General features: G+C 46.7%; 15 protein-coding genes. 2 read left to right on the top strand and 13 right to left on the bottom strand.

Translation table 11 applies throughout. The features are described from left to right. Nucleotides 1–110: 110 nt before the first annotated feature. Nucleotides 111–3,662 carry a helicase-exonuclease AddAB subunit AddA gene (gene addA, locus D3D03_RS00405; protein ID WP_119922435.1) on the bottom strand — a complete coding sequence of 1,184 codons (3,552 nt, stop codon included), beginning with the start codon at nt 3,660–3,662 and terminating at the stop codon, nt 111–113. Continuing rightward, nucleotides 3,659–7,090, bottom strand: coding sequence for a helicase-exonuclease AddAB subunit AddB (gene addB, locus D3D03_RS00400; protein ID WP_026833718.1), 3,432 nt, complete (start codon nt 7,088–7,090; stop codon nt 3,659–3,661). The genes addA and addB overlap by 4 nt, the downstream gene beginning before the upstream one ends. Nucleotides 7,091–7,295: 205 nt before the next feature. Here addB and D3D03_RS00395 point away from each other — a divergent pair, with 205 nt between their 5' ends. Together D3D03_RS00395 and D3D03_RS00390 are read left to right on the top strand one after the other, a co-directional pair. After that, the gene (locus tag D3D03_RS00395; protein WP_026833719.1) at nt 7,296–7,676 is read left to right on the top strand and encodes a truncated hemoglobin; all 381 of its coding nucleotides are present in this window, start codon (nt 7,296–7,298) and stop codon (nt 7,674–7,676) included. Nucleotides 7,677–7,735: 59 nt separating this feature from the next. Then, nucleotides 7,736–8,077 (top strand): hypothetical protein, encoded by a 342-nt coding sequence (locus D3D03_RS00390; protein ID WP_026833720.1) that lies wholly within the window; start codon nt 7,736–7,738, stop codon nt 8,075–8,077. Between the two features lie 88 nt (nt 8,078–8,165). On the opposite strand, the gene D3D03_RS00385 is transcribed toward D3D03_RS00390, so the two are convergent. The 11 genes from D3D03_RS00385 to D3D03_RS00340 form a co-directional block, all read right to left on the bottom strand. Next, a complete protein-coding gene (locus D3D03_RS00385) occupies nt 8,166–8,588 on the bottom strand; it encodes a hypothetical protein (RefSeq protein WP_026833721.1) in 423 nt (140 codons plus the stop codon). A 106-nt stretch (nt 8,589–8,694) separates the two neighbouring features. Further along, nucleotides 8,695–9,180: a competence protein ComK gene (locus D3D03_RS00380; protein ID WP_026833722.1), complete on the bottom strand. Its 486-nt coding sequence runs from the start codon at nt 9,178–9,180 to the stop codon at nt 8,695–8,697. A gap of 118 nt (nt 9,181–9,298) precedes the next feature. Continuing rightward, a complete protein-coding gene (locus tag D3D03_RS00375) occupies nt 9,299–10,672 on the bottom strand; it encodes a sensor histidine kinase (protein WP_119922434.1) in 1,374 nt (457 codons plus the stop codon). Continuing rightward, entirely contained in the window at nt 10,669–11,334 is a 666-nt protein-coding gene (locus tag D3D03_RS00370; protein WP_026833724.1) for a response regulator transcription factor, read from the bottom strand. Before D3D03_RS00370 ends, D3D03_RS00375 begins: the two co-directional genes overlap by 4 nt. 127 nt (nt 11,335–11,461) lie before the next feature. After that, nucleotides 11,462–11,617: a hypothetical protein gene (locus D3D03_RS16745; RefSeq protein WP_199699985.1), complete on the bottom strand. Its 156-nt coding sequence runs from the start codon at nt 11,615–11,617 to the stop codon at nt 11,462–11,464. A 97-nt stretch (nt 11,618–11,714) separates the two neighbouring features. After that, nucleotides 11,715–12,149: a methylglyoxal synthase gene (locus tag D3D03_RS00365; protein WP_119922433.1), complete on the bottom strand. Its 435-nt coding sequence runs from the start codon at nt 12,147–12,149 to the stop codon at nt 11,715–11,717. 76 nt (nt 12,150–12,225) lie between these two features. Next, complete coding sequence (locus D3D03_RS00360; protein WP_119923075.1) at nt 12,226–13,770, bottom strand: fatty acid--CoA ligase family protein; 1,545 nt, start codon at nt 13,768–13,770, stop codon at nt 12,226–12,228. Nucleotides 13,771–13,896: 126 nt separating this feature from the next. Beyond that, the gene (locus tag D3D03_RS00355; protein WP_026833727.1) at nt 13,897–14,784 is read right to left on the bottom strand and encodes an SDR family oxidoreductase; all 888 of its coding nucleotides are present in this window, start codon (nt 14,782–14,784) and stop codon (nt 13,897–13,899) included. A 51-nt stretch (nt 14,785–14,835) separates the two neighbouring features. Then, nucleotides 14,836–15,825, bottom strand: a complete 990-nt coding sequence (lplA, locus tag D3D03_RS00350) for a lipoate--protein ligase (protein ID WP_119922432.1) — start codon at nt 15,823–15,825, stop codon at nt 14,836–14,838. Between the two features lie 30 nt (nt 15,826–15,855). Next, nucleotides 15,856–16,539: a DsbA family oxidoreductase gene (locus D3D03_RS00345; RefSeq protein WP_026833729.1), complete on the bottom strand. Its 684-nt coding sequence runs from the start codon at nt 16,537–16,539 to the stop codon at nt 15,856–15,858. 139 nt (nt 16,540–16,678) lie between these two features. Continuing rightward, entirely contained in the window at nt 16,679–18,334 is a 1,656-nt protein-coding gene (locus D3D03_RS00340) for a glycerol-3-phosphate dehydrogenase/oxidase (protein WP_119922431.1), read from the bottom strand. Between the last annotated feature and the right edge of the window lie 3 nt (nt 18,335–18,337).

Here is an 18,337-nt window from a genome sequence, read left to right as displayed (position 1 = left end):
TTTTACACAGTTCTTTCATATTTAGAAACGAAAATCGTCTAACCAATTTGTTCTCATCACAAGACGCGTGACAAAACAGGTTGGTTAGACGTTTGTTAGACAAAACTTTCTTAATCGATTTCAATCAGTTCATGAAGTGAAAAAGCATAAATCAGTTTTTTGGAAATCGTGATTTTCAAAATCGCTTCCAGTGCTTCTTGATATAAATTCAGCTGGGTCGCATAGCGTTCCCGTAACATCTCGTGTGGGTCTTGGCTGTCAGCCGTTTCAAAGACTTGATCGGATTTATAATCTAAAAGAATATACTCCTCTCCGTCACGTATCAGACAATCGACAATCCCCTGCATGACGGCTTGATCACTCGGACCATACCAATCCGGACGGAATCGGACGGAATCGATTTTATAGGTGAACGGCAATTCCCGGTAGACGTCTCCTGTCGCAAGGCGCCGCTCAAAAAGCTGTCCGATTTCGGAATCAAGAAACGCCTTGAGCTCCGGCACTGCTTCACGCATCGTACCGGCTTCTAAAGCAGAAATCCGTTCCCCTTGCTCCCACTCGGTAATTTGCTCTTCGAGAGGACGATCCGCTTCATACAATTGCATCGCCAAATGAAGAACCGTTCCCCGCTCGGCCCCTGTCAAAGTTGGTCCCAAAAATTGTGGTGTCCGGTAATAGGTCGCTTGCCGATACGTCGCTTCGAAAGCCGCCCGTTCGAGCTGTTCGGTCCGTTTCAATTCTGTCACGGTTTGTTTGGCTGCCGTGTCGGTTGCGGCTTGATACGGATATTGATACGTTAAGGCTTCTTCAATCCGCTGTTTTAATGCTTCATTTCCAGCATGATCGATTTTTTCCAAAACCCGGACATGTTCCAGTTGATCAATCATTTTCGTCAGTTCTTGATACGGGGCAATCTCTTCCGGTGCCATGATGCGTAACGCCCACTGCTGTTCGCCTTCACTCAACATGAAATGGCGTAAAACGGCGGGGGCAACCCAATCAGCATACGTTTTTGCATTACGCCGGTTGATTTCCGGTAACAGCAACTCATCAAGCGGCTGATCTTGCCATTTAGCAAGTTGTTCTTCCAACCCTTTAATGGCACCAACCAGGATTAATTTTTCTTTTGCCCGTGTCATCGCGACATACAGCACACGCATCTCTTCCGCCTTCATCTCACGGTCCATCTCCCGGCGGATGACTTCTTTTAAAAGCGTTCCCGAGCGGAGTCGTTTTACCGGATCAATGGCGTCTAATGCGATGCCATATGTTTTATGCAATTGGATGGCTTGGATTTGATCCTGCTTATTAAACTGCTTCCCGAGCTGACTGACAATCGTCACCGGAAATTCCAATCCTTTTGATTGATGAATCGTCATGATCCGAACGACATCCTCATCCTCTCCTAAAGAACGGGCTTCTGAAAAGTCTTCACCGCGCTCCACCAGACGATGAATCAATCGGAGGAATCGATACAACCCCCGGTATCCGGAAGCTTCATATTGTGTGGCTCGTTCATAGAGGGCATTCAGGTTGGCTTGTCGACTCCGACCGCCGTTTAAACACCCGACATATTCGTAATAACCGGTCTGATCAAACAACGAACGGATCAAGGCTGCCAGTGATTTCCCTCTGGCTTCCGTCCGCCATGCTTGAAGTTGTCGAAGCGCTTCATCCACCCGTATTCCGAGTGGTGTCTGCTCTTGTGCGACCGTGACCGCCGCTTCGTAAAAACTCGCCTCTTTTGATTTTGCCCGAATTCTGCCTAAATCCCGGTCCGTCAATCCAAAAATCGGCGACCGTAAGACACTTGCTAACGGAATGTCCTGCAACGGATTATCAATCGTCTTCAGTAATGCCATCATGATTTGAATTTCAGTTGCTTGAAAATAGCCGCCCGTCGTGTCGGCATAGACAGGCAACTCGTATTGTTCGAATACATCCACGAGCGCCTGAACACGTTTACCGCGCGACCGGACCAAAACGACGATATCACGGTACTCGCACTTTCGGAATCGTTTTTGTTTGGCATCAAACACAAGATACGGATGATCATCGTTTACCATCTCGATGATGCGTGTCGCAATCACTTGTGCTTCGAGTTCTTCCTTATTCGCCTCCACTTGATCAATCAACAACAATTCCGGAGCAACCTGATCGGACTCCACGTACCCCAGATTTCCTAATCTTAAATAAGCGGCCTCATCATAATCAATTTCTCCGACTGCTTCATCCATCACCTGTCGGAAGATATGATTTGTCCCGTCCAATACTTCCAAACGGCTCCGGAAGTTTTTGGTTAAATCAATTCGTGTCCCGACATCCGTTTGCCGGAACCGTTTAAACTTGTTGAGGAACAAACCCGGTTCCGCATGACGAAATTTGTAGATGGATTGTTTGACGTCACCGACCATAAACAGGTTTCCCGTCTGTTCGTCCGATTGAGAAACGAGTTTTAAGATTCGCTCCTGAACTTCATTCGTGTCTTGGTATTCATCGACCAGCACTTCAACAAAACGCTCCTGCAACAATCGGGCGACATCCGTCGTTTCTCCGTCCTGTTCCAAGATTGCTAACGCAAAATGTTCAAGGTCCGAAAAGTCAACGATTCCCCGTTGTTGTTTTTCTTCTAAATACGCTTCTGAGAAACGACGCACTAATGTCACAATCATCTGTACATGTCCGAGTTGGGAACGCAAGTCCTCCAAATAATCGACTCCGTCTTTTTGTACGAACAAGTCCCGCATCTTTTTAAGATCGCTGACGAGACGCGTCCGTTCGGCTTGAAACACTTTCATGTCATCATCCCCGCGGACACTTTTCCAACGTCCGAATTCGACAGCTTGAAAAGCGAGGGCGACGGTCGTCCAACGATCGCGTCGGGGGTCGACTTGCCGAATCGGCGCAACGTCTTGAATCAGCAGATCCGCCATTTCGCCGTACCCGGCGGCCCGCAACCGATGAGACAATTCCAGGTAGCGGTTGACGACCGGTGCGACCCGCTCCCATTCGAGCTCAAGCAGTCGGGTCAACAAGTGAGATTCATCCGGATCCACCGGTTGATCGTACTGGGCAATCAAATGTTCATAAAAGGCTTCCGGGTCAGGAAGCGAACGGGAAAAACGATACAGATTCGAAATCAGGTTCAGCATTGCCTGGTCGTCCCGGTCTGATGTATAGCTGTCAATCAGCTCGTAAAAGGCAGGATCCGCATCCGCATAAAACTGTTCGAATACTTCTTCCAGGACGTCGTCCTGCAACAATAACAATTCTGCTTCTTCCGCAATCCGAAACGCGGGATCAAGACCGATCCGGTAATAATTTTCCCGCAGAATCGATAAACAGAACGAGTGAATCGTCGTAATTTGAGCCCGGTTCATCATCTGTCGTTGTTTTTTGAGGTACACATCTTCCGGTGACCGTTCAATCTGTTCTTCAATCGCCTCGATGACACGTGTCTTCATTTCTTTGGCCGCCGCATTCGTAAATGTCGCAACGAGAATCCGGTCGGCTGTCAATGGATCCTCTTGATTGATGAGCCGTTGTGTCAGCCGCTCGACTAAAACGGCCGTTTTTCCCGAACCGGCTGCTGCCGAGACCAGAATATGTCCGCCTCTGGCATCGATGGCCTGTTGTTGTTCGTCTGTCCATTGCACACTCATTCTGTATCCTCCTTCAACCGTTCCAAGACTTCTTTTTCTGACATGGCGTCCAGTCGCCGGTAATCATTTCCGAGGGATTCATCAAATTGACAGACCGAACGATATTCACAAAACGTACAAGGGGTTCGTTCTTGATAATCAAACGGATCAATCGCAATATCTCCTTCATACATCGACTGACTGCTCGTTTTCAGTTCATCCCACGCATGATCCATCAAGGCGTTTAATTCGTCTTCCTTCACGACCCCTTTGGTATGCGATTTGTGCAGACCTGTTTTCGTGAACGTCACCTTGACGAGTGGCGATTTTTTCCGCTCATCGTAAGCTATCTGATCCATCGCCCGAAGCACTTCATCATTTTCGACGATGACGCCCTGCATTTGATATGATTCCAGCAACAAGCGGCTGCGTTCGATTTCGTCAGCTGATAAATCGCCGCGTAACATCGGATTCTTAACGTGGAAATACAAGGCTCCCGCCGGCTTTGCTTGCTGGTTGAAAAGTACTTCCGACTGCTCCACGACGGTCTTGAGATACAGCAGCATCTGAATCGCTAAACCGTAATAAATTTCAGCAAAATCCAGTTCTTTGGCACTCGATTTATAATCGACGATCCGGACATACAATTGATCACCAATCGTCGCTTGATCGACCCGGTCGATCCGCCCTGTGAATTCGATTTCCGTTCCGTCCGGTAAAGCAAACCGAAGCGGCGGGAACATCGCATTCCCAAAGCTGATTTCGAATAAATCCGGTTCAAAGTCCGATCGTTCTGCTTGTTTGACTAACATTTTGGCAGTCTGCTCGACGACATCCGTCAGCTTTTTCTTAATATATCCAAAACGGTTCGAACTCATCAAAATCGCATTTTGAATTTCCGGCGTCACCTTTTCGACGGCTTCCTTTGCCAGACGGCTGCACGACTGATCATCCAAATCCCGCCAGTGCTGACCGGACGACTTGATGTTAACGGAGAGATCATTGAGCGCACCGTGGAACAGATTGCCGATATCCGGCGCTTCGAATTTATATAATTTCCGTTCTTTCAGCCGTAATCCGTAACGCGCAAAATGTTTATACGAGCAGGCATTGTACGTCTCGAACCGTGAGACACTCGCTTTGATGTTGTCCCCATACAACGTACGGGCCAAGTCATCCGGTAAGGACTCCGCTTGATTTTGATAAAACAGCGCACTTGAGAACAAAGCCATTCGTTCCCGCCCCTGACCGTTTTCGAGCAACGTATTGTAGACATCAAACCATGATTGTTGGATTGGATACCGGCGTTGCAATCGCCGTAACTCGATTGCGGTCGCAGCAGCGGCACGATCCGGACTCGTCACGAACTGAAGTTGATCGTCCGGTGCATGATCGCCGGCCTCTGCAAAGGACGTTTTGACAGGACGATCCTGCAGCAATTGACGTTTGATTTGTTTGACGATTGAGGCGGGTTGCAAGGCCTTCCCGTCCTCGTCGACGAGCGCGTAGCTGATGTGGAGCGCTTCACTCGGTGCCGTCACTCCTTGATACAGGTAAAACAATTCGTCATCAAATACATCAAGTGATGCTTTGCCGACCGGAACACCATGATCATGTAAAAAGTCATGATCACTCTCTGATAACAGCTTCGACTGATCCTCGACAAACGGAATCAACCCATCGTTCGCTCCAAGCAGAAAGACGACTTTTATTTTCTGCAAGCGTCCCCGGACATAGTCGGTTGCAATCACCTGATCGAGGGACGGCGGAACAAGCGCAAAGCGGAGACTTTCAAGACCCGTTTCGACCATTTGGATAAACAGTTCCGTCGAAAGGGTTGTTTCCGGAGCTGCCGCTTCCAATTGTTCAAAGAGATGGAGGACTGCTTCATACACTTGATCATGTTCACGGGCATGACCCAACTGATTCGCATCGAGCGCTTCCTGTTTCCAAATCATCAACTGGTCCGTCAACTGATGTTCTTCTAAAAAACGGTACAAGGCACGTGTATATTCACTCATCGTCCGCGAGGCCTTAAACCGTTTTTCGAGCGGTTCAATCGCATCGACGAGAAACTGACGCCATTCGTTCAACGCATTCTCTTCTTTTAATTCCTCATCAGTCAGACTGACTTCGTCTGCCAGACGACGTTTCAGTTGCCATGGCTTTTTCCACATGGAACCTTTGATCCCCCGCTCCAAGACAAACGTCTCCAAACGATCAAGCGCCAAGCGCGAATCATCTGCCGGCAATGGAATCAATTCTGTTTTCAGTAATCGGAAAACCGATTCTTCCCGGTAACCCGTCAGAATGATTTCGAGGACGGCATGCAACAACTCCACGATTGGATGATGGACCATCGGTTCCCGTTGATCCAAAAAATAAGGAATATCATACAGCTGGAAAGCACGTTCCAAATGATCGGCATACGGCTCGAGGTGACGGACAAGAAACGCAACTTCATTGAAACGGTATCCTTCGTTCCGGACAAGCTGAATGACTTTTCTGACGGCCGCTTCCGTTTCGACTTGCCGATTGACCGCTGCCGTAACCGTCACCCCGTCCACTTCATGATCGACGGCCGGATAACCCGGTGCCAGTAACGCTTGCTCAAGTATCTGTAATCCGCTGCTTTTAAATTTTACGGGTTGCTGGTAATGAATGGATTCATGGTCGATTTGACGCTCTTTCATCTGTTCCAGTAATTGCATGTAACACCGTTGCGATACACCAAATTCCGATTGTTTGGCATGAGGATCCTCAGTGTCTAACGTAAAACTGATATGCATGTCTTGCGTCAATTCCATCAAACGAAGCAACACTTGTTGTTCCTGCAAAGAAAATTCATAAAATCCATCAACATAAACACATGCCTGTCCCAGATTGGCTTGCGGCAACAACTCAATAAGGGTTGTAAAGTAGTCATCCGCATGCAGGGCTTTGTCTTCAATCCGCTCTGTAAACCGTTCATAAATCAACGCCAAGTCATTCAGCTTCGGTGAACGTTCAGGCGATACTTCACTGATTTGACGTAACATATCCGGATCCACCAACGACCGTTTGAACGAGGCAATCAATTCATCCAATCCCTTATAAAAACCGGGCATATTTTTCGTCCGTTTAAAGATTTTCAAATTTTCTTCCGTTTCCTCCACTACTTGCCGCAACAACAGTTGCGTACCGGTTTCATCCAAAAAGGGAATCGCTTGATTGCCGTGGTCACGGATGATGTGGAACGCAAATCGCCGCAAACTCATGACTTCCATTCGCACAAGACCGGATAAGCGCGGATCAATCGCAATCCGTCGTTCCATTTCAAATGACATTTGATCCGGAACGATGAAAAAGATGGGCGGGCCTAACGGTTGTTCCGTCAATTGATCGACAACACGCTCAATCAGCTTTGTGGTTTTACCTGTACCGGCACGACCTAGATGCATATAATTCATATTCAACCTCCTCTAGTTGTTTTCATATGTACATTATCGCATAAATGCGAACAAACGTCCGGTGATGTCGTAAGTTTTTTCCATTCAATTTTGGGACAAGATATGAATCGGGTACCGGATCCGTAGTTGCAAAAAAGGGGTAAAGACTGGCATAATGATATGTCGCAAGATGATTCAAACCGTATGTACAGAAAGAGGGACATCGATGCTCTACGAAGAACTCGGAAAACGTCAAGCAATTGAACAACTGGTTAAACGATTTTATGAACAGGTTTACGCGGATGAACTTCTTCTCCCTTTATTCCCGACTGACCGTCAGCGGGTTGAACAAGCACAAATCGTTTTTTTAATCCAGCTGACAGGTGGACCCAAACAATATGAGCAGTATGATGAGCGCATGAACCTTGCGATGATCCATCGTCTTTTGCCGATCGAGCAAGCGCATGCTGAACGTTGGATTGAACTGATGACACTCGCGGTTGCTGAGACCATTTCGAATCCGGAGGCTGCTGCCCGCTTAATCGAACGATTACGAATCGGTGCGCTGAATGTTCTCCGGATTTGCGACGCGCACCGAGGCGGCTAAGGGATTTTTCTTTCTCATCCGTACATTTCAATGTAAAATAAAAAGTGGAGGCGATAACTATGACTGAAGAACAAGATCAAAAGAGTGAATTGGTAAAGAATGCACTCGAACAAGCTGAAGCTGCAAAAACGACAGATGAAACCGTCGAAGAAGAAAAGTCGGATGAACAAAAACGACTGGAACACATACGAGCCCTTGTCACACTAGAGCGTGGTTCTGATTATTATCGCGTCGTATTCTACGATGATCATAAGCATTTGATTTTCAAGGAACTGGATTATGACCGCGTAGAATTTGTTGGTCGATTCTATAATGACAGCTTCGATCCGACGAATCAAAAAGAGTTAGAAGAGATTTCTGAAAAAGCACTTTCAACGTCGATTCGTAAACGATTCCTGTAAAAAATTGCGTCTCGAAACGTTTTCTCATTGAAAAAGCCGTTCTCCCACAATCAGTTGATGGGGAGCACGGCTTTTTTTATCGGTTCGATTACGATTGCTGTTCGGGACGTTCAGCTGCATGTCGTTTTTTCCGACGAAGTACATATGCTAATACCCCGCCTGCGACAGCAAGTCCAGTCGCTGCCAAGACCGGCAGGAACACTTTTTTCGAAGTCAATTTTTGTTTGACCTGTTCAAGGCGTGATTCTGTCACTTCTTTTTGCGCAACAGAAGTCCGGCGGTTGATTGTCATATGTTTTGCTGCATCTGTTACGACGATTCGTTTCGTCACCCAACGGCGATTTCCCGCTTCGTCCACAATCAGTTGACGTGCCCGTTTGACACCTTTGACCCGCTTACCTGGCGTATTTTCCGGACGGACGATACGCGAACTGATAAAACGACGTCCTCCGTTTACACCAAATCCCGGTTGTAGTTTTCTTCGGTTTAACCATTCATATGATTCATTCATTGTGTAGCGATCGTTTGATCGCTTCACCTCCCCTTCGATTCTCTCTCTTATGCACTCATGGATTAATTCGCTTTATTTGCTAAAGATTCCTGTTAAGATGTTCCACTTATCGTGGTTTATTAAACGTCATCGGTCGTTCTTCTTGAAATCTCCGTTGCATTTCATATGCAAGTTCTAGCGTTTTGATTCGTTGCCGTTCAATGCTGTACGCCGAAACCTCCGTGTCAATTCGTTGTCCGGTCTGAAACTCGACTTGAACCGTTTTCCCTTTTTTCTGGACGGCCTTCATCTGCTTGAAATTAATCCAGATACACTCTGCCTTTTCCTTGGCTGTTGTCGGAAAGAAAATCGTCTGTGCCTTCCAGTCAATCAAGACCGGTGTTTTCCGATTCGGTCCCAGTACGTGGCGGGCCGCCTCAATTCGTCCGCGCATCGATGAACCAAAATACAGACAAGATTCTTCGATGAACTTGATTGGGTGTCCATCTAATACCACTTCAGATTGTTCTTGAATAAGTAAGGTTTGCGGTTCCCCGTACGGACCATATCGGGGAATAAGTGCTAACGTTTTTTCCGTAATTTTATGTGGCATTTTGATTTCTCCCTTCTTGTATTAATTTGGTTATATCAGATTACGAAGAATCCGGCTGAGCATCGCCATTATTTCCCGAAATAAAAAACGAGATATGACTATCTCGTTTTTTAAGATCTTATTTTTTTGGTGGTGCTTGATCTCGGAAGTGACGTGGGAAATTAAATTTCACACAGACTTTATCCTTTTCATTTCCCGCCGTCTGGTTTTCGATCGTCACCGTTCCTTCATGACGTTCTACAATCCGCTTGACGATATATAATCCAAGACCAAACTTCCCTTCCTTACCACGCGAAAATTGGTGGAACAGGGGGGATGAAGCATCAAGCGGCGGACCATCATTCTCAATCTCGATTGTTGCTGCCTCCGCTGTTCCGGACAGGCGGATCGCAATCGTCGTTTCGGCGTAACGGATTGCATTGTCCAGCACGTTTTCCAGAGCTACACGTAATTGTTCGCCTTCACCTAACACGATTCCAGCCTCACCGGAAATTTTCCAGGTCAATGCTTTTGTTCCGACAAACCGTTTTTGCAACAAATGCACCATCCGGTCCAGATCCACATGATCCCATTTCGAACGATCAAGCTCAAAATAGTCCAGTTTCGTCACATACAACAATGCAGCTACCTTTTTCTCCAACCGTTCGGCTTCCTCTTCAATGACGGAAACCGATCCCGTCAAGTCACCGTCGGGATAAATACCGTCTGAAATCGACTGGGCATAACTTCGAATGACCATGATCGGTGTTTTTAGATCGTGAGAAATATTTTGCAGCAGGGATTTTTGGGCTTTATCCTGCTTTTCCAAATCCATTCGCATCGCATTGACGGAACGAGCCAAACGGCCAATTTCGTCCCCACGATCAAGAGGAAGCGGTGTATCCCACTGCTGAGCAGCGATTTTTCCGACAGCCCCTTCAATTTCAATCAACGGTTGTGTCAATCGACGTGCCAACCAAAATGCGATGAACAATGTCAAGATACTGACGATCGCCACAACCCAGCCAATTTTTGAGAATAATTGCGAAATCAATTCTTGACGATAGGCATCCCAGACGTATGAGACACGGTAGTACGTTTCACCTTTAATCTCCATCTTCAAGATGCTGTAGTAAACATCTTCCTTGTCGAGACGTGTCGTATATTTTTCCATCTCATCTTCTTGCGCAATGGCATCCCGATACATTTGATTGACCAACTGTTGGGGCGCACCGCCATAATACAGCTTACCGTTTTTTGATAATAACAAGACGTTAACCGATCGTGACTCTTGTTTTCGTCGATCGAATTCAATCGGATTTTCTTGGAGCATCTCAATGACGGATGCATCTTCCGAGAAAAACACTTCACTGTTTTCGAGTGTCGCATACACCTGTTCGTCGATGAAGTTACCGATCGACGAGCGCATGACGACCAAGATCACAATCGAGAGCGTGGCAATGACTAATAAAAACATCGCCCAGATTTGAAAACCTAGACTCCGGTTTTTCATGCAGCCACCAGACGATATCCGATACCATATATCGTCTCGAGTTCAAGTTTTGAGAGCTTTTTTCGGACACGGCGTACAAGATCGTCGACGACGCGATCAGATCCAAAGTAATCGTCTCCCCAGACACTGACCAGAATTTGTTCACGCGACATCGGTGTCCCGATTTGTGTCGCGAATAAAATCAATAAGTCGTATTCTTTTGAGGTCAAATCAATCTCTTGACCATTCTCTTCAATCACACGTTTTTCCGGATAGATCATATAATCCCCATAACGAATGACACCGGTTTTCGGTGCGGCGTAGGCGCGTGCCAAAATCTTCTTCACACGAATGACCAGTTCGCGCGGCAGAAACGGCTTGGCGATGTAATCGTCCGATCCCATCTCCAGCCCAATGATCTTGTCGATGTCTTCATCACGGGCCGAGATGAAGATGACCGGTGTCGTCTCATCATGTGCTTTAATCCGTTTGATCAATTGAAAACCGTCCAAATCCGGCAACATGATGTCGAGTATCCATAAATCAGGTTTTTCAATGATGGCAGATGCCGCAGCTTCTCCTGATGTAAACGATTTAACTTGCCAACCTTCCTGTTCCAAATACTTGACTAAGACACGGTTCAAGTTCACTTCATCATCGACTAAATAAATCGTATGCATCATCATCACTCCTGCTTAAGTTCTTTTTTTTAGTGTAACAAAGGATTTCCGCAGAATTATGGGAGAATTAAAAAAATGTACAAAAAAACGCTCTCTTTCATAGAAAAGAGAGGCGCACGGAACAAAACAATTATTTTACAAGGCGCAACGATGGATACGTCGCACGTTCTACATGTGTTTTCACATTCCCCGATACATGACGACGTTCCGTTTTCACTACGTGTGTTAGGAACGTTACACCGCCACCAAGTAAGACTGTTACGCCTGTCATTAAAATAATCTCCATTGTTTTCGCCACCCTTTTCCATCGCAATTGATAATCAGTATCATCCTCAATACGACTATAGCATGGTTGATAGAAAATGAGAAGCGTTCTCAGAGATTTAATCATTCAAAAATTTCTGTTGTTCCACTTCATGCCGTTTTCGAATGATGTCACGCCATTTGAATTCACCCTGTTCCAATCCGTTGATTAAAATTTCAGCGGTCCCGACATTCGTCGCAAGCGGCAGATCATAGACGTCACACAACCGAATCAAAGCAGACACATCCGGTTCATGCGGTTGAGCGGTCAACGGGTCGCGTAAAAAAATCACGATGTCGATTTCACCCCGAGCAACCATCGCGCCAATTTCTTGATCGCCGCCGAGTGGACCTGATTTACAGCGATGAACAGTTAACGCCGTCGCCTCCATGATGCGTTGTCCCGTCGTCCCGGTGGCATACAACGTGTTTTTCGAAAAATACGTTTCATATGCCCGGGTGAACATCATCATCTCATCCTTTTTTTCGTCATGTGCAATCAAAGCAATATTCATTTGAATCCTCCCCCTCTCTCTTTAATATGCACACAAAAAGAACTTCAGAAACATGAAGTTCTTTTTGTGTAGGGCATCAGGAATTTGTCGGTTGCTTTTTCAATACGGTCCGTAAAATCTTCCCCGTCGTATTTCGCGGCAGCTGATCAATGAATTCAATCCGTGTCGGACATTTGTATTTTGCGAGCGATACCGCGCAAAAATCAAGGATTTCCTTGTCTGTCAACGGCTCACGCACGACGACGAACGCTTTGACCGCCTCCCCCATCTCTTCGTCCGGTACGCCGATTACGGCTGCTTCGACGACAGCAGGATGTTGGTACAGCACCTCTTCGACTTCACGCGGGTAAACATTGTATCCGCCGACGATGATCATGTCTTTTTTCCGGTCGACGATATAGAAATATCCGTCTTCATCACGTCGCGCTAAATCCCCTGTATACAACCAGCCTTCTTTTAACGTCGCTTGTGTTTCTTCCGGCATCTTATAATACCCTGTCATGACGTTTGGTCCACGCACGATCAATTCGCCGACCTGACCAACCGGTACGTCCTGACCCAATTCATCGACGACCTTATTTTCGACATCGATGATTGACGGACCAATCGATCCCGGTTTTTGGATCCCGTTCAATGGATTAAAACACGTCACCGGCGACGCTTCCGATAGTCCATATCCTTCGAGAATATGACAATTAAACGTTTGATCAAACGCTTGCAGTAACGGAACCGGTAAACTTGCGCCACCGGAAACAAACAACCGTGTCGTCGCAAAATGATCGGCGTATGCCGGATGTGCTTTCACCGTTTGTAACAAGAAGTTGTACATCGTCGGTACACCGGCAAAAATCGTGACCCGTTCTTTTTTCGCCAGTTCAAAGGTCTCCTGTGGTGAAAAACGGGAGGCGATGACGATTGTTGCGCCATGTGCAAGCGATGCATTGACGACGACTGTCAAACAAAAGACATGGAACATCGGCAAGACAGCTAATGTCCGGTCCTCTTCCGAGACATTTAAGTATTCCCCGATGGAACGTGCATTTGATGTCAGATTACGATGTGACAACATCGCACCTTTTGGTTTCCCGGTCGTTCCACTCGTGTACAAAATAACTGCGGTTTCATCCAGTTCATAGGTCACGTCTTGAATCGGGTGATCGATCTCAAGCCAGTTTTCAAGTGTCGTGAAACGAACGTTTCCGAGCTGTTCGTCCGGACCGATTTGACCGTTAAACGGCACAGAGACGACAACAGCAAGATGCGGTAAGTGCACTAAACGCTCTTTGGCCGCCTCGACAAGTGGTGCAATCCCCAAAATCCCTTTGACATCCCCGTTCATCAAGATATAACCGAGTTCATCCGGCGTATAGGTCGGATTGATCGGGATAGCGATTGCCCCTTGCTTCATGACGGCATAGTAACCGATTAAAAAAGCTGGACTGTTCCCGAGAATAAGAGCCACGTGATCCCCTTTACGAATGCCGTGTGCCTCAAGTGCTCCGGCTGCCCGGTGAAACTTTTCAACAAATTCGCGATAACTGACTGCGGTCTCTTCGAATACATACGCAATGCTATCCGGACGTTGCCGTGCTGTTTCTTCCACCGAATGAATCAATCCCATCATAACTAGTTTCCCCTTTCGAATGAATAACCATTCATTTTTAGCACAAAAAAAATCCATACATGACGTGTCCGCCTGTATGGATAGTGTAGCATTTTATGGAAACGTTTTCACGTTCTTTCTTTTTTAGCCGTTGACGATGACGCCACCGTTTAGATGGAGAACTTGTCCCGTCATATAGCTGGAATCGTTACACGCCAAGAACACATAAGCAGAAGCCATTTCGGCCGGCTGTCCCGGGCGGTCCATTGGCGTGTTCTTACCAAACGTCTTCACAGACTCATCCGGGAACGTATCCGTGATCAACGGTGTCCAAATCGGACCCGGTGCGACAGCATTGACACGAATCCCTTGTTTGGCGAGATTCATCGAGAGACTGCGTGTAAAGCTGACGATTGCCCCTTTTGTCGACGAATAATCAATCAGCAAAGCGTTTCCTTCGTATGCCGTCGAAGACGTCGTGTTGATGATGGCTGATCCGAGTGTCAGATGCGGCAGAGCTGCCCGTGCCAAACGCATCATCCCGAAGATGTTCGTCTTGAACGTTTTTTCCATCGATTCGTCCGTGATGTCGAGCAACGATTCTTCCGGTTTTTGCATGCTCGCATTGTTGACGACGATGTCGAGACGTCCGAACCGGTCGATCGTTTTCTTGACAAGCTCTTCACAGTAAGCACCGTCACCGATATCTCCTTGTGACAGTAATACTTCTCCGCCCAACTCTTCAAGACGGGCTTTTGTTTCTTCTGCGCCTTCTTGATCGCCGTAAAACGCGATGACGATTTTAGCACCTTCTAATGTATAAGCAATCGAGATGGCTCGTCCGATTCCTGAATTCCCGCCTGTCACGATCGCGACTTTTCCTTTTAATTTTCCGGCAGCACGATAATCGTCCCGCTCATAATACGGTAACGGCTGTTGGTCTTCCGTTTTCGGTAAGCCTTCGGAAACTTTTTCAAAATTGATGAAGTCGTTTAATGTACCCTCTAAAAAGTTATCTTTATTGTAGCCCATGAAAAAAGCTCCCCCTATGCAAGTTGATAGAAAGAGTTTTCCCAAAAAAGCTTATGCTAAAACGTCGAGTACTTCATCGAGTTCAACGGCACCAAAATATTTCTTTAATTCGTACTGACTCAACACGTCCCGTAAAGAGGTCCGGTCATACCGTTTTCCTTCCAGCGCACGAGCGATCTCCGATGCATCCTCGACACCGAAGAAATCACCGTAAATCTTCGCTTCTTCAATGATTCCTTTTTTGACGTTCAGACGGAAATCAATCGTTCCGATCGGGAAACGTTTTTTGTGAATGACATCAAACTTCGGTGATTTCCCGAAATTCCAATCCCAGTTCCCGTAACGTTCTGCTGAAATCGCATGCACTTTCGCCCAATCTTCCTCCGTCAAAACATAACGTTCCATTTCTTTTCCTTCATAAATCGAAGCCAACAGATGTTCAACAAACTCATCCATTGTCAACGGTTCTGTCAAAAATTCCGAGATGTTTGCGACGCGGCTGCGGACGGATTTGATTCCTTTTGAACGCATTTTTTCTTCACTGACGACAAGAGCATTGACGACTTCTTCAATGTTTGAATCGAGCATCAATGTGCCGTGGCTGAACATTCGACCCTTCGTCGTAAACTGGGCATTACCGCTGATTTTTCGTGTCCCGACATGAATGTCATTGCGACCTGATAATTCTGCTTCGACTCCGAGTTTATGCAGTGCTTGAACAACCGGTTCCGTGAATTTTTTGTAATTGTTGAAGGAGTCCCCGTCATCTTTCGTCAAGAAACTGAAATTCAAGTTCCCCAGATCATGATAGACGGCCCCACCGCCCGACAGACGGCGGACGACATGAATCCCGTTTTCCTCGACATACTTTAAGTTAACTTCTTCACTCGTGTTTTGATTCTTCCCGACAATGATCGATGGACCATTAATGTAAAACAGGAAGTAATCCTCTTCGCTGACGTTCAGGTTGTTTAAAATGAAATCCTCTACGGCAAGATTAATCCGTGCATCGTGAATTTCTGGATGGAAAATGAATTTCATAAGTTTCATGTTCTCCTTTTACAATCGAATTTAGTTGCAGCCGTCTACACCACAGGCATCGCCTTCGGCAACGATTTCTACTTTTTGTTCCTGTTGGACTCGTTCCAACACTTGACTGAATGCCTCTACCGGTTGCGCACCGGAAATCGCATACTTCCGGTCAAATACAAAGAATGGTACACCGGTGACACCTAGTTCACGAGCCATGTCTTCTTCTTGGCGAACTTCATCAGAAGACTCGTCAGATGCTAGAAATGCCTCGACGGTTGCTGTCTCCAGTCCAGCTTCGGTCGCAATCCGCGTCAAAATCGAATCATCATTTAAATTTTCACCGTTCATGAAATAGGCTTGGAACAATCCTTCTGATACCTCATCCATTTTATCATGTTTTTTAGCGAGTTGAGTCAGGCGGTGAGCTTTAAATGTGTTTGCCGGAATGACACGATCCATTTCGTATGCCAGACCATCAGTCTTCGCGGAATCGACGACTCCTTGTGACATTGATCGTGCTTGTTCAACGGATGTTCCGTACTTCGCCGCTAAAATTTCATAAAGCCCCATCGTCGGTGTTTCAGGTGCTGCCGGATCAAGCTCAAAACTTTTGAATTCTACTTCGACGTTCGTTGCACCATTTGCCTCGATTGCCTTTTCCAAACGTTTTTTACCGATATAACAAAACGGACATGCGTAATCTGACCAAACTTCTACTTTCATCCTGTTCCATCTCCTTTTAAGTGAGTTTCATGTACATTTAGCATAATCGCCCGAGCAGCCGCTTGCAATGAATCTGATTTCCGGCAACAACAAAAACTCCTTCACCCGAAAGCGAAGGAGTTTTTGACTAAATATGATTTTATTCTGTGACGAGTGCGTGTGCCGCATCCTCAATTTCAATGTCGAGTTCTTTTGTATATTCTGCCGTTTGAGCTGACGTCCAGTTCAAATGACGTGCCATCTCTTTAATGGCTGCTTCTTTATGCTGACGTGCCCAAGCAATATCAAAGAAGACTGCGCCGGTCCGACGGATGAAGAAGTCGATTGGATGTGCGACCATCTCGTGATCGATTCCGTAATGAAGCTGCGCGTAGACATCACGCGGCAGTTCCGTTTCTGCTGCATCATATTCCGCTGCATAGGCAAGAACATCCGGTAAGTTCGAACCGTAGCGTTTAGCGAGGAACAAGACTTCCTCCGAAGTTAGACCGTTAGCCGGCGCTTGTGCTTTGAGGAATTTCGCGAATCCGGTCGCTCCTCCGACATGTCCACCTGAAATCGGCATGTTTTTTGTCGAACAACGGGCATACGCCACATTGTCTTCTTGTTTCAAGAGTTTTGCGACGAGATCAACGACGTGCTCGCCCATTTTGCGGTAACCTGTCAGTTTCCCGCCGGCAATCGTAATCAAGCCTGATTCAGACTGCCATACTTCATCTTTTCGTGAGATTTCCGATGGGTCTTTCCCTTGTTCATAAATCAACGGACGAACACCGGCCCAACTCGATTCAACATCTTCAGCTGTCACTTTGACGTCCGGGAACATGTAGTGAATCGCGTCCAGAACGTAGTCTTGATCTTCTACCGTAAATTTCGGATGTGACGTATCTTTGTCGAAGAATGTATCTGTTGTCCCGACATAGGCTTTTCCGTCACGCGGGATCGCAAAAATCATCCGACCGTCCGGTGTATCGAAGTAGACGGCTTGTTTTAACGGGAATTTCGATTGATCGATGACGACGTGTACCCCTTTTGTCAGACGAAGCTGTTTTCCGACTTTCGAACCGTCTTTTTCACGCAACTCATCGACCCATGGACCTGTTGCATTGACGACTTTTTTCGCACGAATTTCGTGGACATCACCCGTCTCAAGATCCGTCACGCGCATCCCGACGACTTTACCCGCTTCATAAAGAATTTCTTCGGCTTTTGTATAGTTGATGACGCGGGCACCGTGTGCGACCGCTTCTTTCATGACTTCAATCGTCAGACGGGCATCATCTGTCCGGTATTCGACGTAGTAACCGCCGCCTTTAAGACCGTCTTGTTTTACGAGTGGTTCTTTTGCAAGCGTCTCTTTTGACGATAACATAGAACGCCACTCGGAGCGTTTGACTCCGGCTAAGAAATCGTAGACACGTAAACCGATTGATGTACTGAACGGTCCGAATGTACCACCTTTGTGCATCGGTAACAACATCCATTCCGGTGTCGTGACGTGGGGTCCGTTTTCATAAACGATGGCACGTTCTTTCCCGACCTCGGCGACCATTTGGATTTCAAATTGTTTCAAGTAACGCAAACCACCATGCACCAATTTCGTTGAACGACTTGACGTTCCGGCTGCGAAGTCCTGCATTTCAACGAGTCCAATTTTCATGCCACGTGACGCGGCATCAAGTGCGATTCCAGCTCCTGTGATCCCTCCACCTACGACAAGTAGATCCAGTTCTTCACGCGTTAATCGATTGTAGACCTCTGCACGGTTTTTGCTTGAAAATGATTGGTTTGCCATGAA

Source organism: Exiguobacterium sp. RIT452 (genome assembly GCF_003598705.1).
GTDB lineage: Bacteria > Bacillota > Bacilli > Exiguobacteriales > Exiguobacteriaceae > Exiguobacterium_A > Exiguobacterium_A undae.
The sequence above is the reverse complement of the archived record's forward strand: the minus strand, read 5'-3'. Positions and strand labels throughout refer to the sequence as shown.